The organism is Tardiphaga robiniae, assembly GCF_013359755.1.
GTDB lineage: Bacteria > Pseudomonadota > Alphaproteobacteria > Rhizobiales > Xanthobacteraceae > Tardiphaga > Tardiphaga robiniae.
Window position 1 is genome coordinate 55,908 of the sequence record NZ_JABMCJ010000087.1, and the last position, 22,339, is coordinate 78,246.

Sequence of the window (22,339 nt, forward strand, 5' to 3'; positions counted from 1 at the left end):
GCCGATGCGCGATCGCCTCATCTTCGCTGGCCAGCTCGGATTTACACTGCTCGTTGCGGCGTTTCTCGTCGTGCCCGTTGTGTTGTCGATTTCCGCCGGCGTCACCGTCAATTACTTTCGCGGCATCCAGTCGGGCGTCACGCTGCAATGGGTGGTGCAGGTCTGGAACCTCTATGCCGGTGAAATCGGGCTGTCGTTCCTGATCGCCTTCGCGACCCTGGCGGTGACGCTGGTTGTCGGCGTGCCCGCGGCTTATGGACTACACGTGAAGGGCGGGAGGTTGTCGCGCGTGATCGAGGAGATCATCACGCTGCCGCTGGCAATCCCTGGCTTGGCCATCGCGCTGGCGCTGCTGCTCACCTATGGCGGCTTCGGCGGCTTCCGGCAGTCGTGGCTGTTCATCCTTACAGGCCACGTCATCTTCACCATGCCCTTCATGGTGCGTTCGGTGATGGCGGTGTTCGCTTCGGTGGACATCAAGACGCTGGACGAGGGGGCTGCCTCGCTCGGCGCCTCGCCATGGACGCGGTTTTGCAATGTCATCGTGCCGAACGCCATGCCCGGCATTCTCGCCGGATCGCTGATGGTAGTGACGCTGTCGCTCGGCGAATTCAACCTGACCTGGATGCTGCACACGCCGCTGACCAAGACGCTGCCGGTCGGTCTCGCCGACAGCTACGCGTCGATGCGGCTCGAAGTGGCATCGGCCTACACACTGATTTTTTTCATCATGATTGTGCCTCTTCTGGTGGCGATGCAGATGGTTGCCGAGAAGGGCGAAAAGAAATGAGCGGGATTGCGGGTCACGGTGCGGCCGTTCATATCGAGAATTGCGGCAAGACCTTTCCGGATGGCACGCAGGCGCTGGCGCCGGCCTCGCTGGATATCGTGTCAGGCGAGACGCTGGTTCTGCTCGGCCCCTCCGGCTGCGGCAAAACCACCATGCTGCGGATTATCGCCGGGCTGGAGACGCCCGATGCGGGCGGCCGCGTGCTGTTCGACAAGACCGACATGACTGCGGTGCCGATCGAGCAGCGCCATGTCGGCATGGTGTTCCAGTCCTACGCGCTGTTTCCCAACATGACCGTGGCCGAGAACATCGGCTACGGGCTGAAGATTCGCGGCGTCGACAAGGCCGCACGCGCGGCGCGTGTCGCCGAAATGGTGGCGCTCACCAATATCGGCGGGCTCGAAAACCGCCGTATCGATCAATTGTCTGGCGGCCAGCGTCAGCGCGTCGCGCTGGCGCGCGCGGTGGCCGTGCGTCCACGCGTGCTGCTGCTGGATGAGCCGTTGACGGCACTCGATGCGTCGCTGCGCGACCGGCTGCGCAGTGAACTCAACAGCCTGCTACGCTCGCTCGGGATCACCGCGATCTATGTGACTCACGACCAGGCTGAAGCGATGGAACTCGGCGATCGCATCGTGGTCATGCGCAAGGGCGCCATCGCGCAGATCGGCACGCCGCGCGAGATCTACTTTGCTCCCCAGAACCGTTTCGTCGCCGAATTCGTCGGTGCGGCCAATATCGTCGAGGGGCCGGTGGCGAGCGGTCGGCTGACGCTGCCCGGTGGCTGGCTGGCGCTCAATGATGCCGCCGACAACGCTGCGGCGGTGGCGATGATCCGGCCGGAGACCATCGGAATTGTCGCCGAGGCGGACGCCTTCCTGCGCGGCACAGTCGAAAGCGTCGCCTTTATCGGTGATCGCCAGCGTCTCGTGGTGACGGGTGCGGCGAACAAGCCGTTGACGGTGGACGCGCCGAACACCATCAATGTGCGTGCAGGGGAGCGCGTCGGCCTGTCGGTCACGCCTCAAGCGGTTCGCGTGTTGCCGAAAGAAGATTGATGTCGAAGCCCACCATCATCGCGCAGATCTCCGATCTGCATATCAAGGCGCCAGGCGAGCTGGCCTATGGCAAGGTCGACACGGCCAAGGCGCTGGAGCGCTGTGTGGCCGAGCTGAACGCACTCGATCCGCGGCCCGATCTCGTTGTCATCTCCGGCGATCTCGTTGATACGCCGACGCCCGGCGAATACGAGCATCTGTGGCGGCTGCTCGCTCCGCTCAAGATCCCGTTCATCGGCGTGCCCGGTAATCACGACGCCCGCGACATGATGCGCGCGGCATTCCCTGATTGGGCTTATGCGAAGTCGTCGGGCCCGCTCGATCAGGCGCGGACGGTTGGCCCGCTCGATATCATCCTGCTGGACTCGCATGTTTCGGGCAAGCCGCACGGCACGCTGGAAGCGGCAACGCTGGAGTGGCTGGATGCCACGCTGGCATCATCGCGCGAGCGGCCGGCTTTGCTGTTCCTGCATCATCCGCCGTTCCGCACTGGCATCACCCACATGGACGTGCAGGACCTGTTCAACGCGGATGAGCTCGCAACCATCGTCCGCAAGCATCCGCGTGTGCGGATCGTCGCTGCCGGCCACGTGCATCGTGCGACGCTGACGACATTCGCCGGGACGGTTGCGACCATTTGCCCGGCGCCGAACCATGCGGTCGATCTCGACATCGCCGAATTGCGTCCGCCGTCCTTCCGTGTCGAGCCGCCGGCTTTCCACCTGCATGTCTGGTTTCCGGATGGCGAGGAGGGCGGCCATCTGGTCACGCATCAAGTGCCGATCGGCGACTTCGACGGCCCGCATCCGTTCTTCGGAGCGGACGGGAAGTTGCTCTGAGCTAGACGAGCGCGTTGACCGCGATCAGGCTGCGATAGAACTCCACGCTGAGCTTCGGCGTTCGTTTCTGCGTTTCGAAATCGACGTGATACAGCCCGAAGCGCTTTTCATAACCATCCGACCATTCGAAGTTATCCATCAGGCTCCAGTGAAAGTACCCTTTTACGGGGATGCCTTCCGACGTCGCGCGCTGCAGATGCGTGAGATAGTTCCTGAGATACATGACGCGGTCGAGGTCGTGGATCTTGCCGTCACCGGCCGGCCGGTCGGCGGCCGATGTACCGTTCTCGCTGATGTAGATCTGCTTGACGTTCCAGACCTTGGCGACATTGCGCGGAGCCCAATACAGCGCTTCCGGCCCGATCCGTAGCCAGTCCGAATCCATGCGCGGGAACGAGGTCGGGAACGGCACCAGCGCGAAGCCGTGCTGATCGCCACTCGCTACCACATAATATTGCGGCATGTAGACGTTGAGACCGACGAAATCGACGGGGGAAGAAATGATCTTCAGTTCTTCGGCGGTGAAGCTCGGCGCATTCTTGCCGGCATAGGCGAGAAACGCATCGGTGTATCTGCCTTCGAGAATGACGGTCATATAGCCACCATTCATCTCGCGCGTTGCGATTTCGGAGGCGCGGATATTGGCAGGCGTCTCGATGGCCGGGACGCAGGATGCGACATTCTCGGCGAGGCCGACCTTGGTGTCGGCGCGTCCATTGGCGCGGATCGCCTGTACAGCCATGCCATGGCCCAGTGCGACGTGATGGCGAACCTGGTTGAGCTGCGGCTGTGGCAGCTTGAGGCCGGGCGCGAGCTCCACCGGGCCGCGGCCGTAGCCGAAATCCACGAAGGTCCCGCATTCATTGATGGTGAAGATGTTTGTGACGCGGTCGGTGATGCGCTGCGCGACATGGCCGGCATAGTCGCCGAACGCCTTCGGCGTATCTGATGACGCCCAGCCGCCGACGCGATCCTGCAGCGCCTGTGGCAGATCCCAGTGATACAAAGTGGCGAATGGCTCGATGCCATTGGCCAGCAACTCGTCGATGAGACGATTGTAGAAATCCAGCCCTTGCGGATTGGGCGTGCCCACGCCGGTCGGAAACACGCGCGACCATGAGATGGAGAAGCGATAGGCCTTCGCGCCCAACGCCTTCATTAGCTGGATGTCTTCCTTGTAGCGATGGAAATGATCCACCGCGTGGTCGCCGTTGCCGCCGCCAAGGATCTTGTTCGGCGTGTGCGAATAGCTGTCCCATATCGAGGGGCCGCGGCCTTCGGCCGAGACGGCGCCCTCGATCTGATAGGCCGACGTGGCGGTGCCCCAGACGAAATCCGCCGGAAAACGCCGGTCGTTGGCAAGCGCCGCCGGTGTGGCCGAGACTGTTTGAGCCTCAGCCTGCGCAGTCGGGACGGCGAGGCCGGCAGCGAGTGCGCCGGCCGCTCCGGTAAAATCGCGGCGCGTGAAACGATGGGACACCAGATCTCCTGCTAGTCCGGGACGCGACGGTCAGTCGTCATGCGGCTCATGATAGTTCTCTGCGCCACCTTTCCAATAGCCTGATGCCTTGACCCATGCCTTGGGATGCTGGCGCTCGTCGACGAGAATCCTGCGGAGGCGCTTGGCGACTTCGGATTCCGCGGCGATGAAGGCGTAGCCGTCGCCAACGGGAAGTTTGAGGCTGCGCAGAGCATCTTCCATCAGGGTGGTCGAACCGGCGCTCTGCTGGCCACGATGCAGCCAGTTGATGGTGACGGAGGCCTTCGCTGCGAAGGTCTGCTCCTCGGCAGCATCGGCGACTTCCGCGATCACGATGGCCCGCGTAGCAGGACGTAGTTCCTCAAGCCGGCGGCCGATGGCGGGCAGGGCGGTTTCGTCGCCGATCAGCAGGTACCAGTCGAAGTCGTCCGGCACCACGAACGAGCCGCGCGGGCCGCCGATACCGATTTTATCGCCTGGCTTCGCTTCGGTGGCCCAAGTCGTGGCAGGCCCAGCATCATGAATGGCGAAATCGATGTCGAGCTCTTTGGCGGCTGCGTCATAGCGCCGGGGCGTGTAATCCCGCGCGATTGGCCGCGCGCTCTCATCGACCAGCACGCGGCCTTCGCTGAAGACGGGCATCAAAGGTTCGGTTTCGCCGGGGCGCGGGAAGAACACCTTGACGTGGTTGTTATAGGACGCGCTGACGAAGCCTTCGAGGTCGTCACCGGTGAGGGTGATGCGCTTCATGTACGGCGTCACCGACGTCACGCGCTTGACGGTCAGCAGACGGCGTTTCAACTCGTGACGAACGCGCGTGATGTGATGAAGATCATTTGAAATGGTGTCTGAAGATGTGTCGGTCATATGGATTCCCGGGGAATCCAGATCGGCCTGTTTGACGCGGAGTCGCGCAGGTCGAGCCTGGATCAGGTTCGATCGGCGCGTTGGTTCACGTTAACGCTTACGTGCGGCCTCGCCGAGACAGCAATCACGGCAGAGGTAGCGAAACGTCCTTTTACGTGCAAGCCCGGGATTGTCGCACGTGCTGCACGATGGCGTGAGGCCGGAAGCCTTCTAAACTGGCTGACGTCACCGCATGGACATTGCGGCCTTTCCGGGGGAGAACCGTTTCCGGATGTGGCGGCATGCCCCTGAATCATTGGACGAGATCGACGTAATGAGCACTGAAGCAAAGTCTCCCACGCGCGTGGCCATTGTTGGCCTCGGCCCGATCGGCCGCAAGGTGGCTGAAGCCCTGGACCGCGGCATCGATGGCCTGGTTCTGGCGGCGGTCGCCGTGCAGAATCCGGAGAAGCATCAGGCGTTCCTGTCCGGTCTCGGCAAGGCGCCGCCGGTGCTACCGATCGCGGATCTCGTGGATGTCGCCGATATCGTGATCGAATGTGCGCCCGCAGCGTTGCTGCCCGAGATCGTCAAGCCGTTCGTCAGCAAGGGGAAGACCGCGATCGTGCTGAGCGCTGGAGCGCTGTTGTTCAATGACGATCTCGTCGCACTGGCCAAGCAGAACGGTGGTCAGATCGTGGTGCCAACCGGGGCGCTGATCGGCCTCGACGCGGTGACGGCTGCAGCCGAGGGCAAGATCAACTCGGTCCGCATGGTAACGCGCAAGCCGGTGAAGGGTCTCGCCGGTGCGCCCTATATCGTCGAGAACAAGATCGACATCGAGAACATCACCGAACCGATGAAGATTTTCGAGGGCACGGCGCGCGAAGCCGCCAAGGGCTTTCCCGCCAATCTCAACGTCGCCGTCGCGCTGTCGCTCGCAGGCGCGGGCCCTGACGCCACAACGCTGGAAATCTGGGCCGATCCGGCGCTGACCCGCAACGTCCATCGTGTCGAGGTGGATTCGGATTCCGCACGGTTCTCGATGCAGATCGAAAATATCCCGTCAGAGAACCCGAAGACCGGCCGCATCACCGCGCTGTCGGTGATCGCCTATCTGCGCAAGCAGCGCGCGGCGCTGCGCGTCGGAACGTAAGGCCTATTTGCCGCTTTCGACTTGATGCGCAGGGGCTATCTGCTGCGCAGTCTCGATTCCCTGGGTCCGGGCGATCCTGGCGAGTTCGCAGCCTTCGCAGTAGCGGCGATCCTTGTAGTCGATCCAGTTATGGGCGAACACGCGCTCATTCGGGATGTCGTAGCGGGCCTGCAACACGCGGACCAGCACGCGCCAGGCCGCGATCTGGGCATCGGTGGGCGGCTTGCGGACATTGGGGTAGTTGCCGACGAACTCGACCCCGATCGATGAGTCATTGTCGATCTGCTGATAGGTCCCGCTGTTGTCGATATACTTGTTGTCGTTGCGGTTGCCGCGGTTGAGATGGTTCGGCACCGCCCATTCGGGCGTCGACCAGTAAACCGTGCCGTCGGTCTCGATCCAGATGGCGACGCCGCGACGATCGGGTTTCTGCATCTGCGCGACAGCGTTACGCCAGGCGGAGCCGACCGCGCCTTCTGACTGATGCACGACGATGTTGCGCCATTCTCGGGCGTGGCGGAGATCTGTCCATGGCCTCAGCCAGACCATGTTGAGGCCGGGAATGTCGGGCGTGCCGCGGGAGCGGGCGGCGATCTCGAAGCTTGACAGCGTCTGGGCGGTCGCCGGTGTGGCGATCGCGCATAAAACCAGCCATAGCCCGACGACCCGATCTCTCATGTCCCTCGTTTCCGAAGGCGTCTCATAACGCCTCCGGAAAGCGTAACCGAGCCGCGCTGGGAGTCAAATCCGCGGCTCGGTATGATCGTCGCGCTAGGACAGCCTGCGCGCGCAGGTTGTGCTCAGTTGAAGTATTCGGGCAGGGTGAAGCCGGCATAGAACTTGTCGCTCCGGATAGCGGTCTTGAACGTGTCCGATTGATAGGCCGCAACGATGTCCTTGGCCCACGGCGCCTCGGCATTGCCGCGGCGGACGGCCACGACGTTAGTATAGGGCTTGGTCATCTTCTCGAGCGCAAAAGCCTCGGTCAGCTTCAGCCCGCTATAGATCGCGAAGTTGCCCTGCACGGCGGCGAAGTCGGCATCGCCGAGGGCACGCGGCGCCTGCGCGTTTTCCAGCGGCACGATCTTGATACCCTTCGGATTCTTGATCACGTCGAGCTCGGTGACATCGACCGGGTTGTTGTCCTTGATCTCGATCCAGCCGAGGTCGCGCAGAATCCACAGCGCGCGCTGCAGGTTCACGGGATCATTGGGCACCACCACGGTGGCGCCGGCCTTCACGGCATCGGATGTCTTGTGCTTGGTCGAATAGAGACCCATCGGCGGCGTCGGCACGGTGATGATGCCGGTCAGGTCGGTCTTCTGCCGCTGGTTATAGCTGTCGAGGAACACCGTGTGCTGCATCACATTGGCGTCGATGTCGTTCTTGAACACGGCGGTGTTGGCTTCCAGGCCCGTCGAGAACTCATAGTATTTGACGGTGTAGCCCTTCTTTTTCAGCTCGGGCTCGACGCCCTTCTTGAAGCCGTCGATATAGGGGCCGGGCACGAAACCGACCTTGAGTTCGGGTTTGGTGGCGGACTGCGCGTCGGCATGGTCGCCAAAGGAGACGAGTGCGAGCATCGCTGCAGCGATGACGGAGAGGGCGGTCTTCATTGTCGTTGTCTTTCAGGGAATGTCAGAATGGGATTACTTCGGCGCCCAGATCTTCACGTCGCTGGCATCGACCTTCACGGGGATCAGCTTTTCGTTGAAGAAGGCGTCGGCGATGATCTGCTGCTCGGACAGGCCGGCTTTGGTGACGGCGCCGACCTTGTAGGAGCGGTGGCTGTTGGCTTCCTCGACGGTGGCGGCGTCGATGCCCCACAGGCTTGAGAGGAGCTTGGCGGCTTCCTTCGGTTCGGCCTTGGCCCATTTGCCGGTCTCATCGAGCTTCTTGAAAATGACGTTCAGGACGTCGCCGCGCTTGTCGGCATAGGCGGCCGACGAGAGATAGTAGCGCTTGTAGCTGGCAAGTCCGTTGCTGCCGTCCGCAAGCACGCGCGCATTGGACTGACGCTGCGCGCTGGTGAGGAACGGATCCCATGCCACCCACGCATCGACATTGCCGCCGACGAAAGCGATGCGGCCGTCGGCCGGCGGCAGATAGGCCGGCTGGATGTCCTTGAAGGTGAGGCCGGCTTTGCTCAGCGCGGCGAGCAGCAGGAAGTGGCTGCCGGCACCCTTGGTTACCGCGACCTTCTTGCCCTTGAGATCGGCGACCGTCTTGAGCGGCGATTCCGCCGGCACCACGATGGCCTGCGCGGCAGGCGAGGCGGCTTCCTCGGCGATGTAAGCGAGCTTGGCGCCGGCCGCCTGCGCGAATAGCGGCACGGTGTCGGCGACGTCGGCGCCGAAGTCGACATTGTTGGTGTTGATGGCTTCGAGCAGCGGCAGGCCGCTGGTGAATTCATGCCAGCTGATCTTCACGCCGAGCGGCGCGAGCGCCTTCTCCAATTCGCCATTGGTCTTCAGCACGGCGATAAGCGTCGACGACTTCTGATAGCCGATGCGCACCGTGTCCGGTGTCTGTGCGCAGGCGAAGGAGACCGACAGCATGGAGGCCACGGCGGCCAGTTGCAGCGCCCGGGTGCGCCGGAACACGAAGCGTTCGATGAAGCGGGCGATGTGAATCGGAAGCATGTTGGCACTGCTTTGCTGCTGATGTTTCGTGAGCAGCAAAGGTGCGAGAGCAGCGCGTTTCCGTCAATGAAATGGCCAACTGTAGTTCCGGGCGCGGCGATGCAGGCATGCTGCGATGGCCTTGTTGTGCAGCGGAAACGTTCTCTGCATGCCTTCCGGGTGGCTCCGGAAGAGCAGGTTATTTCCCTGCGGCGGAGATGAAGCTGCTCCGGGAGCGGACCTGCGGATTGCAAAACTTGCAGACTGCCCGCGACCTTTGAAAGCACAATCTTCGCAATCGCGCGTAGCGTTTGACCATCACGCCCTTGCATCCCCCGGGCGCAAATGGAGCAACAGCGCATGTCCTATTCCCGACGATCTGTGGTCGCAGGTCTCTCCGCAGCACTGTTGCTGTCAGCCGGGCTCATCGCATCGCCAGCAACGGCGCAGGAGCTGAAGGAAATCCGCATCGGCTTCCAGAAGGCCGGCATCTTCCCGGCCGTGAAGCAGCGCGCGACGCTCGAAAAGGTGTTCAAGGAAAAGGGCGTCAGCGTCCGCTGGGTCGAATTCCAGTTCGGGCCGCCGATCCTTGAAGCCATCAATACCGGCAATGTCGACTTCGGCTATGCCGGCGACGCGCCGCCGATTTTCGCGCAGGCTGCGCGTGCCAATCTCGTCTATATCGCCGCCATCCCGTCGCGCGGCTACAATCAAGGCATCGTTGTTCCCGACAATTCGCCGATCAGGACGCTCGCCGATCTCAAGGGCAAGAAGGTCGGCTTCGGCAAGGGATCGAGCGCGCATAACACCATCATCGCCGCGCTGGAGAAGGCCGGACTGACCTATGCGGATATCACGCCGGTCTATCTCGGCCCCGCCGATGCGGTGGCGGCATTCGCCGGTGGTAATATCGACGCGTGGTCGATCTGGGATCCGTATCTGGCGCTCGCCGAGGGCAAACAGGCGCGGGTGATTGCCTTCTCCAAGGACGTGCAGGATTCCATTTCGTTCTTCCTCGCCAACAAGGATTTCACCACCAGGCATCCGGACATCGTCGCGCTGTTCAACAAGACCTTTGCCGATGAAGGGAAATGGGCCGAGGCCAATCGGCCGGAGGTCGCAACGAAGCTTCAGGAGGCGACCGGTGTCGACAAGGCTGCCACCACGCGCGCCGTCGAACGGTCGAACTACACGGTGGTGCCGATCAATGACCGGATCATTGCCACCCAGCAGGAAACGGCGGATCGCTTCCACAAGCTCGGCCTGATCCCCAAGGCGATCAATGTGAAGGACATCGTCTGGACCTGGACCCCGGGCTCCTGAGCTCCCGAAAACTCGCCGGGAGACGATTAGCGCTGTCACCAGCCGTCTCCCGGCACTCTTTTACTCCCACAGGCCATTGAAACCGCTGGATTTTCCTCATTTGTGCAGTGCGGTTGAAATAATGCCCGAAATCAGTAGGTTGCAGCCACGGCGCCCGCGACACGCAGGCCGGCCCCGTGCTTCACAACTGCGCAGAAACGTCATTCAATGAACGCTCCCCTGTCCAAGCCGACCGGAGCGCCCGTGCCAGTTCTCGATCCGCAAGATCCTGGCCAACAAGGGCGTGCCATCATCTCCTTCGATGGCGTCAGCAAGATCTTCCCGTCGCGGAAGGATTCCGCCGAGGTGAAGGCGGTCGACACGATCAACCTCGTGGTGCCCGAAGGCGCCATTGTCGGCGTGATCGGCAAGAGCGGCGCCGGCAAGTCGACGCTGATCCGCCTGATCAACGGACTTGAACAGCCGACCCGCGGCAAGGTCACCGTCGACGGCCTCGACATCGGATCGCTGGATGAGAAGGCGCTGCGCCAGGCGCGCCGCTCCATCGGCATGATCTTCCAGCATTTCAACCTGCTGTCGTCGCGCACGGCCTTCGACAATATCGCGCTGCCGCTGGAAATCGCCGGCACGCCGCGCAAGGACATCAAGGGAATCGTCGAGCCGCTGCTCGACATGGTCGGTCTTGCCGACAAGCGCGACCGTTATCCGGCCGAACTCTCCGGGGGCCAGAAGCAGCGCGTCGGTATCGCACGCGCGCTCGCCACCAAACCGAAAGTGCTGCTGTCGGACGAGGCGACTTCCGCGCTCGATCCCGAGACCACCGCGCAGATCATCGCGCTGCTCAAGCAGATCAATGCCGATCTCAACCTGACCATCCTCTTCATCACCCATGAAATGTCCGTGGTGAAGAAGCTGGCTCAGCGCGTCGCCGTGATGGAAGGCGGCCAGATCATCGAGCAGGGCACGACCTACGAGATCTTCTCCAAGCCGACCCATGCGACCACCAAGCGTTTCGTCGGCGAAGTCACCGGCGGCAATGTGCCGGAATGGCTGCAAAGCAAGCTGCTGGCCGACTATGCGCCGGGCCGTCAGGCCGTGATCCGCATCGCCTTCACCGGCGCCGATGCCGATGAGCCCGTACTCTCGCGGCTAACGCGTGCCTATGGCGTCGACTTCAACATCATGCATGGCCAGATCGAATATGTTGTCGATCATCCGTTCGGTACGCTGATCGCCTCCGTCGCGGCCGAGCCCGAGCTGCAGGCGAAGCTGATCGCCGATCTCACCGCGACCCGCAACACCGTGGAGCATCTCGGCTATGTCGCCTGAACTGATCAACATGATCCTGTGGTCGACGCTGGACACGCTCACCATGGTGGCGCTGGCTGGCATTTTCGGCACGCTGGCCGGCCTGCCGCTCGGCATCTTCCTGGCGACCAGCCGGGCCGGTGAGCTGTTCCCGGCGCCGAACGTCAATCGGCTGCTTGGTCTCGTCGTCAATGCCACGCGCTCGACGCCGTTTATCATTCTCGTCGTCGCCATCGTGCCGCTGACGCGGCTGATCGCCGGCACCTCGATCGGCACCAGCGCCGCCGTGGTGCCGCTGACCATCGCCGCGACGCCGTTCATTGCCAGGGTCATCGAAGGCGCGATCCGCGAAGTCGATCAGGGTCTGGTCGAGGCCGCGCGTGCCTTTGGCGCGAGCCCGCTGCAGATCGTCTGGAAGGTCTTGTTGCCTGAAGCGATGCCGGCGGTGACGCTGGCGCTCACGCTCGCGACCGTCAGCCTGATCGGTTATTCCGCCATGGTCGGCGCCGTCGGCGGCGGCGGGCTTGGCGATCTCGGCATCCGCTACGGCTATCAGCGCTTCATGCCGGAAGTCATGGCGACCGTTGTCGCCGTGCTGATCTGTCTCGTGCAGGGCGTGCAGAGCCTTGGCGACTTCATCTCGCGCCGCCTCGACAAGCGCACGCGACATTCCTGAGTGGTCACCCGCTGCAGCGGGCCCGCTCACACTCGTTTACTCACAATGGAAAACACCATGTCTCTTCGTCGCTATCTTCTCTCCATCCTCGCCTTCGCCGCGCTCACTGGTGCTGCCAGCGCCGAGACCATCAAGGTCGGCGTGACCCCCGGTCCGCATGCGCAGGTGCTGGAAGCTGCCAAGGCCGTCGCCGCCAAGAAGGGCCTCGACATCCAGATCGTCGAATTCTCCGATTACGTGGTGCCGAATGCGGCGCTGGAAGCCGGTGACCTGCAGGCCAATTCGTTCCAGCATCAGCCTTATCTCGACAACCAGGTGGCCGATCGCAAATACAAGATCGTCGCTGTGGGCAACACCATCAACTTCCCGATGGGCATCTATTCGAAGAAGGTGAAGACCTGGGACGAGGTGAAGTCGGGCGCCACGCTGGCGATCCCGAACGATCCGACCAATGGCGGCCGCGTGCTGATCCTGCTGCGCGACAAGGGCATCATCAAGCTGAAGGACGGCGTCGGCTTCAAACCGAGCCTGCTCGACATCACCGACAATCCGAAGAAGCTGAAGATCACCGAGGTCGATGCCGCGCAGCTCCCGCGCACGCTGCCTGACGTCGATGTCGCAGGGATCAACACCAATTACGCCACCCAGGCCGGCCTCGATCCCGTCAAGGACGCGATCCTGCGCGAGGATCCGAAGGGGCCTTACGCCAACATCATCGCCGTGCGCGCCGCCGACAAGGACAAGCCCTGGGTCAAGACGCTGGTGGAGAGCTATCAGTCGCCGGAAGTGAAGGCGTTCATCGATGAGAAGTTCAAGGGCTCGGTGCTCGCGACCTGGTAAGGTCCTTCTCTTCCCTCCCCCTTGCGGGGAGGGTGGCCGGCCGCTTGGCCGGTCGGGTGGGGGTGCCACAAGCGGCGCCCTCACGTGGGGCAACCCCCACCCCGGCCTCCGCTTCGCTCGGCCGACCCTCCCCGCCTAGCGAAGCTTCGCTTCGCGCGGGGGGAGGGATTCCTCTGGCGTCCGTGCGCCATCGCATCTCCAAAATTTCAAAGAGCCACGCGCTCGCATTCTCGCGGCGCCAATGGCGTCCGAGTTTTGCGCATTCCTTCACCCTCAATCGAGAGGGCGTGCGGAACGCCGGGTGCCCGTTGCACCCTTGGGCCTGATGCGATGCGGTCTTCCGCAATCTATAGAGTGCATCAGGACTTTCGGACGCGCTGGGCGAAGTGCCCGGCGTTCCGCCTGCGGTGTTTTTTCGGTTGCCTGCACATCTGCCTTGGCGAACGGCCCCATCACCAAAATTAGTGTCCCAGGGCGGAGGGACAGGGTAGCCTCAAGCACTTAAGCCGGACGCGTTTCGATTTGGTCGTCCGTCACACTGTCCAGGGGTCTTTCCATCTCAAGGTCGACCGTGTCCTTGCCAGTGGCAGTGCTGGCGCAGATCCGTCCTGCCCGAAGACAGACGTCACCCCCAAACCGCGTGACGCCGCATCTCCGGCGTCCACCGCATCCAGCCCCGCGAACGTGACGATCGCGCTCGCCCCTCTCATCGAGGCCGGACGAGAGGGAATATAAACCTTATAGGGATTCTGTCAACGAGAGGTGGGAGAAAATATTCTTGCCCGCCCCACACTCGTCATTCCGGGGCGCGGGTGCGCCTTCGCGCACGCGAACCCGGAATCTCAGCATGGGAATCTCTAGTCAGCGCAAAACACTCTGAGATTCCGGGTTCGCGCTTCGGCGGCATTGCCGCCTTCGCGCGCCCCGGAATGACGAGCAGAGGTGGCCCGGCCTACAGCCGGACATCCCATTTCCACACGCCATCCCCTTGAAATCCAACCGCAATCCGCCGGTCGCAGCGGGCAGGGGATGCGACCTCACATGAGGTTGAGACGCGCCGCGCAACGTGTTACCTGACGCGGCACGCGGGTATAGCTCAATGGTAGAGCAGCAGCCTTCCAAGCTGAATACGAGGGTTCGATTCCCTCTACCCGCTCCAACCCTGTCTCAGTTTTTTCAGGTCTATCCGGTCAGTTACGATTGATCTCTGTATTGCCTTGTTTGCTTTTTCTACTTTAGGTAGTTTTTATTCACTGTTTGGGGCGTGGGTGGATGCAGTCATTCGGTTGGATACGAAATCCTCTAAGCATCGTTGCTCTATTTATTTCACTCATCTACGGGATGAGCGCGCTGCTATTTGGAACTTCGGTTGCCCGGTTGTCCCCAGGCAATCAGTCGGTGATGGTCTGGTTTATCGTCATCTTTCCTTTTGCTGTGTTGGGTGTTTTCGCTTGGTTGGTCGCGAAGCATCATCAGAAGCTCTATGGCCCCAGTGATTATCGAAGCGAGGACGTTTTTGCGTCGACGTTTCAGCCCGCCACTGCCAAAGAGATTGCGAGAAAGCTGGAAGCTGACGTCAAGACACAGCATGAAGAAGCGGCAGAAGGGTCAGAGATCGCAGGCCGAGAAGGCGCGGTAATCAAACCCGGTCCATTGCAATTTAAAATTAAATCTGAGGCAATCAGATCGGCGTATATTCTCGAAAACTTGGCGCTTCAAAGATTGGAGCGCGAAATTAAAGCTCCGCTTCTTCGGAACGTCAAATTAGCTGAGGGCCAAGTCGTAGATGGGATTTGGGAAAGGGGAGCATCGCTTACTATCATCGAAGTGAAGGTGCTGCGGCGAGGTCGATCTCCATCCCTCGTTCTCCGAGGTGGCCAGCGAGTGTTATCTAGAGCTAAGCAGCAGCTTATTCATTCAGAGAAATCGGTGCATACATTGCTTGTGTTAATCATCGAGGATGACTCCGCGATGCAAGATGTTCATCGTCACATATCTCGCAGCGGCGAAGGGGAGAACCCCGACAGAACCAGAGTCTATCGAGCAAGCGAGTTACTCAAGCAGTTCGGCGACATACTAGGATCATCGAGCACTGGCGATGCCAATTAACTCATCTGCTCGAGCTTCAAAAAGCTTGACGCGCCTTGAGTTGTCCCGGCCCATAACTGGGATTGTTGCTTCTCATAATGTCGTCGTGTTAGCGGCCGTCAAGATCTGCCTTTTGAACTGTGCCGCGAAATCACTCGCGTCTCGATAGGTTGCCGCTCGTTCGTTTACGGTCAATAACCGTCGTCTGTTGTCCAAAACGAGCCCGATATCCCCATGACCGACCCCCGTTATTTCCCCGCCGCAAGCGCTTGGGACAAAATCGATCCGCGCGCCGCCGGCTACGCGCCGGACAAGCTTGCTGCAGCGGTGGCGTTTGCGCAGGCCAATGAAACGCCGTGGCCGCGTGGCTTCTATTACGATGACGGTCGCTATGCGCCGAATGTGGACTGGAATGAGGTCGGGCCATGGAGCGCGGTGCTCGGCCCGGTGCGCGAGCGCGGCGGCTCCGCGGGCATGGTGCTGCAAAACGGTCGCGTGCTGGCGGCGTGGGGCGAGATCGCGCGGGCGGACATGACCTTCTCCATCGCCAAGAGCTATCTCGCCACGCTGACGGGCCTGGCTGTCGATGACGGGCTGATCGGGGATATCGACGAGCCGGTCACCAAGCGCGTGCCCGGGCCGCTGTTTGCCGATGCGCACAACGCCAAGGTTACCTGGCGGCATCTGTTGGAGCAGACCAGCGAATGGCGCGGCGAGCTGTTCGGCAAGCCCGACCAGATCGATCACAACCGTCTGGTCGCGCCGAATGCCGACAACAGCCGCAAGGGCGAGCTGCGCGAGCTGCAAACGCCGGGCAGCTTCTACGAATATAACGATGTGCGCGTGAACCTGCTGTCGCTCTGCCTGCTGAACCTGTTCAAGCACCCGCTGCCGGAGGTGCTGCGTGCGCGCATCATGGATCCGATCGGCGCGTCGAAGGACTGGGAGTGGGTCGGCTATGACAATTCCTTCGTCGAGATCGATGGCCAGCGGATGCAGTCGGTGCCGGGCGGCGGCCATTGGGGCGGCGGCATGTTCATCGGCGCGGAGGACCATGCGCGCTTCGGCCTGCTGATGGCGCGCGGCGGCGACTGGAATGGAAAGCGGCTGCTGTCGCAGGCCTGGGTCGACGCGATGTGGACGCAGTCGTCACAGCAGCCGAATTACGGCTTCCTGTGGTGGCTGAACCGCGGGCCGCATGCCAACAAGAATGCGCCGGACACGGCGGTCTATGCGCTTGGTGCCGGCGGCAACATGATCTGGATCGATCGCGAGGCTGACATGATCGCGGTGACGCGGTGGCTGCCCAGCGCGAAGGCGCCGGAGTTTATCCGGCAACTGATCGCGGCGCGGAGCTAGGACGCTTCCGTTCGGACGTGGAGCTTTAAATCTCGCACCTTGGCGGTGCCGCGCAAGGGAGGCAACGCAGGCGGGGCGTTGCGGGATAGCGCATTCTTCCGCTTCCGGATGAGCCGCTGCTCGGCTTCGGCGTCGCTTTATCTCAAGCCGATTCCGGTCGTGAGATAAACGGCGATCAGGAAGGCGCAACCTGCCAGTGGCAGGGCAATCAAACGTAAAATTTGTGCTTCCGAAATCATCTGAGGCACCTATGTCGGCAGCTTCGATGGGAAGATGGCAGTTTATGCTTAATGCGCGGTAAATAGCTCTCCGGCCAGTCGTTGCGTCCGGCATCGAGCAGGGCCCGTATCAACCCGTCATCTCGTCCAGCAGTGCCTGCGCCAGTCCCTTCTGCGCATCCGGCAACTGATCGCGGCGCGGATCTAGGACGCTCCCATTCAGAACGCAGACGTCGCCTCCCATGCAACGGATTGCACGGGGCCGCGTTGGCTTGCAAAGGGAGGCACCAGCATGAATGTTCGCAAGCCAGCGGAGCGGGCCCCGGAAGGTCCGGGCGAAAAGCCGGACCCGCTCACGATTCTCGGAGATCATCCCGCTCCGGAGGATCAGTTCGGTGGCGGCGACATCTGCTCGCCGGAGGCAGAGCCTCCGACCGATGACGACAAACCGCTCGACTGATCCCCCGGCGCAATGCGCGCTTCGCGCGGGCTACATCGGCGGCACGACGCCGTTGGTGCCGGCGACCACGTTGCCGGTGGTGAGCGTTCCGTCGTCCGCCTTCTGCGACGGTACGAACACCGTCATGCCCGGCTTCAGGTCGCCCTGCGCGGCAGCCGCAAAGGTTACGACTGTCGTGTCATCCGCGACCGAGATGGTCTTTTCCTTGCCGTGGAAGGTCACCGTGATGTTGCGGCCGTCGACGTCCTTGACGGCGTTGGTGACGGTGGCGTTGGTCATGGTGCTGTTCGGCTTCAGATCCCAGGGATAGCTGCCTTCGCCGGTGCCTTTCATGCCCGCCGGGAAGATCAGGACCTCGAGGGCGCCATCGCCGCCGCGGGATTTGGGCAGCGAGGCGATGCCGACGAAGTCGCCGGGCTTGATGTCGTTGAGCGAGGCCTTGGCCACGCCGGTGACTTTCCAGTTATCGTTCAGCTTGATCGCGGTCGAATTGCCCTCGCGGGTTTTGACCGTCAGCTTCGCGCCGTCGACACTCTCGACCGTGCCGCGCACGCGAACCGTCTCGGCTGCGCTTGCGGCGGAAATGGTGGCTGCACTCATCAGGGCAATGCCCAGCCCGGTGACTGCCGCATAAAACGCTCTCATATTTCGTCCTTTCACGTAACGCTTTGGCGTGGTGCCGTGAGAGTTACGTTCGGGGATCGCGATGATTACGTGGGCGAGGATCACGGTGCGGTGATCGGGAACACTGGTGCGCTCTCGCAGCCTCGTTCCATGTGCCATGTGATTATCGGAACGATTTTGCCTTGCGCTGCTTGCTCAGGTCGGAGAGGTTCGAACTATGACCATCATGTCAAAGAAAGCTGCGCTGCTCATCCTGGCTGCCGTTGCTGAACTCGCGCTCGCTGACGCGGCATCTGCCCGAGGCGGTGGCAGCAGCTTTATGAACTCGCCGGGCTATCAGCGCCGGCTGCAGGAATCGCGCGGCTACGTCACAAACCAATCGGGCTCACTCGTGTCGCAGCCGCCTGCGCCTGCGCCAGTCCAGCACTCACGCAAATCGCGGCGCCGATAGCCGGTGGCGGGGAGGGCGTCAGTCCCTGGATATGAATGTAGAGTCGCGCGACGAAGGGACGGAAATACTCATCGATCATGTCGGCTGTTGGTCGTGAGCGGGGTCGCGCATTCGCCATCACGAACCGGCATGGCGCTTAGCTTCCGGTGCAGGCCCAGCGATGGTTCCCATCTCGTCCAGCAGCGCCTGCGCCAGTCCCTTCTGCGCATCAGGAAGGCCGCGATTGCGCGCTGACTGTTCCAGCGCAAATGTCGCTTCCATGTGAATGCGGAAATGCGCGGCGTTCTGTTCGACACCGGTGCCTTCAGGTACATCGCCGAACACCACGTCGTGGCAGCGCGCCACTGAACGTGATGTGAAGGCGCGGCAGGTCAGCGGGCGGACCTCATAGACCGTGCAGCGATTGTCGGATCCGAGCAGCGCGCAGCGCATGCGAAGTTTCATGACGTCGACGGCATCGCGCGCGGCCGCCGCGGCGACTTCGAGGCGGGTGCGGAGTGCCGCCTGTTCGTCCGGCGTGAAATGCGCGGCGATATGTCTTGCCATCAGGGTCGCGGTGCCGGGCGGCACCTGGACGTAGAGATGACAGCAGGCGGCGCAGCCGCTGGTGCAGGCATTGCCCGGCTGGTTCGGGATGTTGTCGCGAATGGCTGTCGTGGCGGCGTCCGCAATGGCGGTCGCGTCGCGCGCGGCATCTGCGATGCTGTCCGCCTGTTCGAAGGCGACGCCATAGGCGGCGCGCAGATTGCCGAAGATGCCTTCATAGCGGCCGGACAGCGAGCGCATCAGCGCGCCCACTTCCGCAATATTGTCCGACACGAAGTCGATGGCGTCCTGTGCGCTCATGATGCGGTCCCGATCCGCTCCCGGAATACGCTGCGAATCGGCGGGACGTCACCAGCAATCTCAAGTGGAACCGGGCTTTACCGTTCAGGCGCGCGCCTTGGTCTTGGCCGGTTCCTTCGCGGGTGCCCTGGCCGCGCGGCCCGTCAACGCCATGACAGCGACCGCAACGACGCGGTCGGTGATCGCCTGCACATCGTTGAGGTCGCACAGCCCGTCGGACATGCGCGTCAGGCGTTCGCTGTCGCGGATGGTCTGGTGCGCCATGGCCAGCGCGAAATGCAGCGCCCAGAAGATATCGGCGGGGTCCTGATCGGGCAGGGACCGGCGCATCGCCGCGGCGAAGCGCTTGAGGTGATCGACCTCGCGGTTCTTGATCTTGCGGATCGGCGGCACGGATTCGATCGAGGCGCGGATCATGAAGCGCGCGGCATCCGAGCGCTGTTTCTCCGGCCCGAGGCAGCCGCGCAGCGTCGGGCCGACCAGCGCGGCAAAGATCGCATGGATATCGGCGCGGCCGTCGCCGGCTTCCTCCGCCGCCTTCAATTCGCGCAGGCGCTCGCGATTGGTGGCGAGGCTGCGTGTCACGAACAGTTCGGCGATCAGTTCGTCCTTGCTGCCGAAATGATAATTCACCGCCGCGAGATTGACGTCCGCCGCAGCCACGATGTCGCGCATGGTCACATCCGCGAAGCCGCGTTCGGCATAGAGCCGTTCGGCTGCGGTGATGATCGCCGTCCGTGTGTGGTCTGCTGCCATGCGATCGTCCTGATCAAAACGGTCCTTTTGCAACATGGCCCCATGCAAGCGGTGCGGATCGGGGTCATTGCATTTCAAACGCGTGTATGAAACTATCGTTTGAGCGTCGGGAAATGTCAATGTGCGCCTGATGGCATATTGCATCTGCTCAACGCCATCGCCCCCGCGCGGATCTGTGCCGCATCAGCAGAGACAAATTTGCTCTTGCGGTGATCCAGCGACGGGACAACAGTGCCGCCAACAATTCTAAAAAACGCGAGGATCGCCCCATGGATTTCAATATGTCGGACCGCCAGCGCGAATGGCTCGAGCGCGTGTCCTCCTTCATGACCAAGCATGTCCGCCCCGCCGTGCCGATCTATCGTCAGCAGGACGAAGCGGGCGAGCGCTGGAAGGTGATCCCGATCGTCGAGGAATTGAAGAAGAAGGCGAAGGCCGAAGGCCTGTGGAACATGTTCATGCCGCCGTCGTCGCATGAAGACGACGAATTCCACGGCGCGGGACTGAGCAATCTGGAATATGCGCTGCTCGCCGAGCAGATGGGCCATATCGGTTGGGCCTCGGAAGTGTTCAACTGCTCCGCGCCGGACACCGGCAATATGGAAGTGTTCATGCGCTATGGCTCGAAAGAGCATAAGCAGAAGTGGCTGAAGCCGCTGATGAACGGCGAGATCCGCTCCGCCTTCCTGATGACCGAGCCGGATGTCGCGTCGTCGGACGCAACCAATATCGAGACCTCGATCAAGCGCGACGGCGACGAATACGTCATCAACGGCACCAAGTGGTGGTCGTCGGGCATGGGCGATCCGCGCTGCGCCGTGATGATCGTGATGGGCAAGACCGATCCGAGCGCGGCGAAGCACCAGCAGCAGTCGCAGATCCTGGTGCCGCGCGATGCCAAGGGTGTGACAATCGAGAAGATGCTGCCGGTGTTCGGCTTCGACGATGCACCGCACGGCCACGCGCGGGTGAAGCTGGACAATGTCCGCGTGCCCGCCAGCAACATCCTGCTGGGCGAAGGCCGCGGCTTCGAGATCGCGCAGGGCCGTCTCGGTCCGGGCCGCATCCATCACTGCATGCGCACCATCGGCAAGGCCGAGGAAGCGCTGGAGAAGATGGTGCGCCGGCTGTCGTCGCGCACCGCCTTTGGCAAGAAGATCATCGAATATTCGATCTGGGAGCAGCGCATCGCTGAAGCCCGCACCGATATCGAGATGAACCGTCTGCTCTGCCTCAAGGCTGCCGACATGATGGACAAGGTCGGCAACAAGACCGCCCAGCTCGAAATCGCGATGATCAAGGTCTCCGGCCCGAATATGGCGCTGAAGATCATCGACAACGCGATCCAGGCTTACGGCGCCGCCGGCGTGTCCGACGATGCGGGTCTCGCCCGTGACTATGCGTCGATGCGCACCATGCGTCTCGCCGACGGTCCGGACGAGGTGCACAACCGTGCCATTGCGCGGCTCGAACTGCGCAAGTATGCCAATGAGTCGAAGCACTAAGAAACGCTAAGCGGAGACTGACGTGACCGATGGTGTGAAGCGCGACGACGAGTATAACGGCACGAGGCCAGTCGAGGAGCGGCATCGCTTCGACGAGATGAGCCTCGAAGCCTGGATGCGCGAGCATGTAGAAGGCTATGAGGGACCGCTGACCGTCCTGCAGTTCAAGGGCGGACAAAGCAACCCGACCTATCGGCTGAATACGCCGAAGCAATCCTACGTGATGCGGCGCAAGCCGTTCGGCAAGCTTCTGCCATCGGCGCACGCCGTCGATCGCGAATACAAGGTGATCGCGGCGCTCGGCAAGCAAGGCTTCCCGGTCGCCAAGGCCTATGCGCTCTGCACCGATGACAATGTCATCGGTTCGGCGTTCTACATCATGTCGATGGAAGACGGCCGGATCTTCTGGGATCCGGCGCTGCCAACGGTGCCGAAGGAAGATCGCCGCGCGATCTTCACGGCGAAGATCGAGACGCTGGCGCAGCTGCACAGCTACGATCCCGAAAAGATCGGGCTCGGCGATTTCGGCCGTCCCGGCAATTACTTTTCCCGTCAGGTCGATCGCTGGACCAAGCAGTATCGCGCCTCCGAGACGCAGCTGATTCCGGAAATGGAGCGGCTGATCGAATGGCTGCCGACCTCCGTTCCAGAGCAGGAGCGGGTGTCGGTGGTGCATGGCGACTATCGCATCGACAACATGGTGTTCCATACGACGCAGCCGAAGGTGCAGGCCGTGCTCGACTGGGAGTTGTCGACATTGGGCGATCCGATGGCCGACTTCACTTATCTTTTGATGCAGTGGATCATGCCGGGCCTCGACGGGCTCGACTTCAAGGCGCTCAACATCCCGAGCATGGACGAGGCCGCCAAGATCTATTGCGACAAGGCCGGCCGCAAGAGCGTGCCGGATCTGAACTGGTACTATTGCTACAACCTGTTCCGGCTCACCGGCATTCTGCAGGGCATTGCCGGCCGCGTGCGCGACGGCACCGCATCCTCCGCCAAGGCGATGGAATCCGCCAAGCGCACCGTGCCGCTGGCGCAGGCGTCGTGGAAATACGCACAGCTCGCCGGCGCGAAATAAACGATTGAAGA

At 62.2% G+C, this 22,339-nt stretch carries 22 protein-coding genes and 1 tRNA gene; 15 read left to right on the forward strand and 8 right to left on the reverse strand.

Annotation, left to right across the window (positions count from 1 at the left end; genetic code table 11):
* The first annotated feature begins 4 nt into the window (after positions 1 to 4).
* Genes HP556_RS18175 through HP556_RS18185 form a run of 3 tightly spaced genes read left to right on the forward strand, consistent with a single transcriptional unit; the run spans position 5 to position 2,687 of the window.
* Complete coding sequence (locus tag HP556_RS18175; protein WP_175368016.1) at positions 5 to 790, forward strand: ABC transporter permease; 786 nt, start codon at positions 5 to 7, stop codon at positions 788 to 790.
* Positions 787 to 1,848: an ABC transporter ATP-binding protein gene (locus HP556_RS18180; RefSeq protein ID WP_175368017.1), complete on the forward strand. Its 1,062-nt coding sequence runs from the start codon at positions 787 to 789 to the stop codon at positions 1,846 to 1,848. Before HP556_RS18175 ends, HP556_RS18180 begins: the two co-directional genes overlap by 4 nt.
* Complete coding sequence (locus HP556_RS18185) at positions 1,845 to 2,687, forward strand: phosphodiesterase (RefSeq protein WP_175368018.1); 843 nt, start codon at positions 1,845 to 1,847, stop codon at positions 2,685 to 2,687. The genes HP556_RS18180 and HP556_RS18185 overlap by 4 nt, the downstream gene beginning before the upstream one ends.
* Position 2,688: 1 nt before the next feature.
* Here the strand turns inward: HP556_RS18185 and HP556_RS18190 are convergent, their stop codons facing one another.
* Both HP556_RS18190 and HP556_RS18195 read right to left on the reverse strand, forming a co-directional pair.
* Positions 2,689 to 4,167, reverse strand: coding sequence for a GH1 family beta-glucosidase (locus HP556_RS18190; protein WP_175368019.1), 1,479 nt, complete (start codon positions 4,165 to 4,167; stop codon positions 2,689 to 2,691).
* 30 nt (positions 4,168 to 4,197) lie between these two features.
* On the reverse strand, positions 4,198 to 5,034 hold the full coding sequence (locus tag HP556_RS18195) for a siderophore-interacting protein (protein WP_175368020.1): 837 nt from the start codon (positions 5,032 to 5,034) through the stop codon (positions 4,198 to 4,200).
* A 313-nt stretch (positions 5,035 to 5,347) separates the two neighbouring features.
* Here HP556_RS18195 and HP556_RS18200 point away from each other — a divergent pair, with 313 nt between their 5' ends.
* Complete coding sequence (locus tag HP556_RS18200; RefSeq protein ID WP_175368021.1) at positions 5,348 to 6,169, forward strand: aspartate dehydrogenase; 822 nt, start codon at positions 5,348 to 5,350, stop codon at positions 6,167 to 6,169.
* Between the two features lie 3 nt (positions 6,170 to 6,172).
* Here HP556_RS18200 and HP556_RS18205 read toward each other — a convergent pair whose 3' ends face one another.
* From HP556_RS18205 to HP556_RS18215, 3 genes are all read right to left on the reverse strand, one after another.
* Entirely contained in the window at positions 6,173 to 6,847 is a 675-nt protein-coding gene (locus HP556_RS18205) for a peptidoglycan recognition protein family protein (protein WP_175368022.1), read from the reverse strand.
* Positions 6,848 to 6,969: 122 nt separating this feature from the next.
* Positions 6,970 to 7,785, reverse strand: a complete 816-nt coding sequence (locus HP556_RS18210) for a MetQ/NlpA family ABC transporter substrate-binding protein (RefSeq protein ID WP_175368023.1) — start codon at positions 7,783 to 7,785, stop codon at positions 6,970 to 6,972.
* A gap of 33 nt (positions 7,786 to 7,818) precedes the next feature.
* Complete coding sequence (locus tag HP556_RS18215; RefSeq protein WP_089265635.1) at positions 7,819 to 8,727, reverse strand: aliphatic sulfonate ABC transporter substrate-binding protein; 909 nt, start codon at positions 8,725 to 8,727, stop codon at positions 7,819 to 7,821.
* Between the two features lie 423 nt (positions 8,728 to 9,150).
* Here HP556_RS18215 and HP556_RS18220 point away from each other — a divergent pair, with 423 nt between their 5' ends.
* The 8 genes from HP556_RS18220 (at position 9,151) to HP556_RS18255 (ending at position 17,062) form a co-directional block, all read left to right on the forward strand.
* Positions 9,151 to 10,113, forward strand: coding sequence for an aliphatic sulfonate ABC transporter substrate-binding protein (locus HP556_RS18220; protein WP_175368024.1), 963 nt, complete (start codon positions 9,151 to 9,153; stop codon positions 10,111 to 10,113).
* A gap of 207 nt (positions 10,114 to 10,320) precedes the next feature.
* The gene (locus HP556_RS18225; protein WP_175368025.1) at positions 10,321 to 11,442 is read left to right on the forward strand and encodes a methionine ABC transporter ATP-binding protein; all 1,122 of its coding nucleotides are present in this window, start codon (positions 10,321 to 10,323) and stop codon (positions 11,440 to 11,442) included.
* Entirely contained in the window at positions 11,432 to 12,097 is a 666-nt protein-coding gene (locus HP556_RS18230; RefSeq protein ID WP_068732062.1) for a methionine ABC transporter permease, read from the forward strand. The genes HP556_RS18225 and HP556_RS18230 overlap by 11 nt, the downstream gene beginning before the upstream one ends.
* 45 nt (positions 12,098 to 12,142) lie before the next feature.
* Positions 12,143 to 12,937, forward strand: coding sequence for a MetQ/NlpA family ABC transporter substrate-binding protein (locus HP556_RS18235; RefSeq protein ID WP_175368026.1), 795 nt, complete (start codon positions 12,143 to 12,145; stop codon positions 12,935 to 12,937).
* Positions 12,938 to 14,022: 1,085 nt separating this feature from the next.
* A tRNA-Gly gene (locus tag HP556_RS18240) sits at positions 14,023 to 14,096 on the forward strand.
* Between the two features lie 113 nt (positions 14,097 to 14,209).
* Positions 14,210 to 15,046, forward strand: coding sequence for a hypothetical protein (locus tag HP556_RS18245; protein WP_175368027.1), 837 nt, complete (start codon positions 14,210 to 14,212; stop codon positions 15,044 to 15,046).
* A gap of 213 nt (positions 15,047 to 15,259) precedes the next feature.
* Positions 15,260 to 16,384 (forward strand): serine hydrolase domain-containing protein, encoded by a 1,125-nt coding sequence (locus HP556_RS18250; protein ID WP_175368028.1) that lies wholly within the window; start codon positions 15,260 to 15,262, stop codon positions 16,382 to 16,384.
* A gap of 510 nt (positions 16,385 to 16,894) precedes the next feature.
* A complete protein-coding gene (locus HP556_RS18255) occupies positions 16,895 to 17,062 on the forward strand; it encodes a hypothetical protein (RefSeq protein WP_158596884.1) in 168 nt (55 codons plus the stop codon).
* Between the two features lie 30 nt (positions 17,063 to 17,092).
* Here HP556_RS18255 and HP556_RS18260 read toward each other — a convergent pair whose 3' ends face one another.
* Positions 17,093 to 17,707, reverse strand: coding sequence for a hypothetical protein (locus tag HP556_RS18260; RefSeq protein ID WP_175368043.1), 615 nt, complete (start codon positions 17,705 to 17,707; stop codon positions 17,093 to 17,095).
* Between the two features lie 196 nt (positions 17,708 to 17,903).
* Between HP556_RS18260 and HP556_RS18265 the strand changes: the two genes are divergently transcribed.
* Positions 17,904 to 18,137 carry a hypothetical protein gene (locus HP556_RS18265; protein WP_175368029.1) on the forward strand — a complete coding sequence of 78 codons (234 nt, stop codon included), beginning with the start codon at positions 17,904 to 17,906 and terminating at the stop codon, positions 18,135 to 18,137.
* Between the two features lie 117 nt (positions 18,138 to 18,254).
* Here the strand turns inward: HP556_RS18265 and HP556_RS18270 are convergent, their stop codons facing one another.
* Positions 18,255 to 18,983 (reverse strand): YkgJ family cysteine cluster protein, encoded by a 729-nt coding sequence (locus tag HP556_RS18270; protein WP_175368030.1) that lies wholly within the window; start codon positions 18,981 to 18,983, stop codon positions 18,255 to 18,257.
* 84 nt (positions 18,984 to 19,067) lie between these two features.
* Positions 19,068 to 19,739, reverse strand: coding sequence for a TetR/AcrR family transcriptional regulator (locus HP556_RS18275; RefSeq protein WP_175368031.1), 672 nt, complete (start codon positions 19,737 to 19,739; stop codon positions 19,068 to 19,070).
* Positions 19,740 to 20,008: 269 nt separating this feature from the next.
* Between HP556_RS18275 and HP556_RS18280 the strand changes: the two genes are divergently transcribed.
* Entirely contained in the window at positions 20,009 to 21,244 is a 1,236-nt protein-coding gene (locus tag HP556_RS18280) for an acyl-CoA dehydrogenase family protein (RefSeq protein WP_068731553.1), read from the forward strand.
* A gap of 22 nt (positions 21,245 to 21,266) precedes the next feature.
* Complete coding sequence (locus HP556_RS18285; RefSeq protein WP_175368032.1) at positions 21,267 to 22,328, forward strand: phosphotransferase; 1,062 nt, start codon at positions 21,267 to 21,269, stop codon at positions 22,326 to 22,328.
* Positions 22,329 to 22,339 lie beyond the last annotated feature (11 nt).

Bases quoted from the DNA above. Each gene is read 5' to 3' on its own strand.
- HP556_RS18220 (WP_175368024.1), top strand. From the start codon at position 9,151: ATGTCCTATTCCCGACGATCTGTGGTCGCAGGTCTCTCCGCAGCACTG.
- HP556_RS18235 (WP_175368026.1), top strand. From the start codon at position 12,143: ATGGAAAACACCATGTCTCTTCGTCGCTATCTTCTCTCCATCCTCGCC.
- HP556_RS18210 (WP_175368023.1), bottom strand. From the start codon at position 7,785: ATGAAGACCGCCCTCTCCGTCATCGCTGCAGCGATGCTCGCACTCGTC.
- HP556_RS18225 (WP_175368025.1), top strand. From the start codon at position 10,321: ATGAACGCTCCCCTGTCCAAGCCGACCGGAGCGCCCGTGCCAGTTCTC.
- HP556_RS18215 (WP_089265635.1), bottom strand. From the start codon at position 8,727: ATGCTGTCGGTCTCCTTCGCCTGCGCACAGACACCGGACACGGTGCGC.
- HP556_RS18255 (WP_158596884.1), top strand. From the start codon at position 16,895: ATGAATGTTCGCAAGCCAGCGGAGCGGGCCCCGGAAGGTCCGGGCGAA.
- HP556_RS18195 (WP_175368020.1), bottom strand. From the start codon at position 5,034: ATGACCGACACATCTTCAGACACCATTTCAAATGATCTTCATCACATC.
- HP556_RS18175 (WP_175368016.1), top strand. From the start codon at position 5: ATGCGCGATCGCCTCATCTTCGCTGGCCAGCTCGGATTTACACTGCTC.
- HP556_RS18250 (WP_175368028.1), top strand. From the start codon at position 15,260: ATGACCGACCCCCGTTATTTCCCCGCCGCAAGCGCTTGGGACAAAATC.
- HP556_RS18245 (WP_175368027.1), top strand. From the start codon at position 14,210: ATGCAGTCATTCGGTTGGATACGAAATCCTCTAAGCATCGTTGCTCTA.
- HP556_RS18275 (WP_175368031.1), bottom strand. From the start codon at position 19,739: ATGGCAGCAGACCACACACGGACGGCGATCATCACCGCAGCCGAACGG.
- HP556_RS18265 (WP_175368029.1), top strand. From the start codon at position 17,904: ATGACCATCATGTCAAAGAAAGCTGCGCTGCTCATCCTGGCTGCCGTT.
- HP556_RS18260 (WP_175368043.1), bottom strand. From the start codon at position 17,707: ATGAGAGCGTTTTATGCGGCAGTCACCGGGCTGGGCATTGCCCTGATG.
- HP556_RS18200 (WP_175368021.1), top strand. From the start codon at position 5,348: ATGAGCACTGAAGCAAAGTCTCCCACGCGCGTGGCCATTGTTGGCCTC.
- HP556_RS18270 (WP_175368030.1), bottom strand. From the start codon at position 18,983: ATGAGCGCACAGGACGCCATCGACTTCGTGTCGGACAATATTGCGGAA.
- HP556_RS18205 (WP_175368022.1), bottom strand. From the start codon at position 6,847: ATGAGAGATCGGGTCGTCGGGCTATGGCTGGTTTTATGCGCGATCGCC.
- HP556_RS18280 (WP_068731553.1), top strand. From the start codon at position 20,009: ATGGATTTCAATATGTCGGACCGCCAGCGCGAATGGCTCGAGCGCGTG.
- HP556_RS18180 (WP_175368017.1), top strand. From the start codon at position 787: ATGAGCGGGATTGCGGGTCACGGTGCGGCCGTTCATATCGAGAATTGC.
- HP556_RS18230 (WP_068732062.1), top strand. From the start codon at position 11,432: ATGTCGCCTGAACTGATCAACATGATCCTGTGGTCGACGCTGGACACG.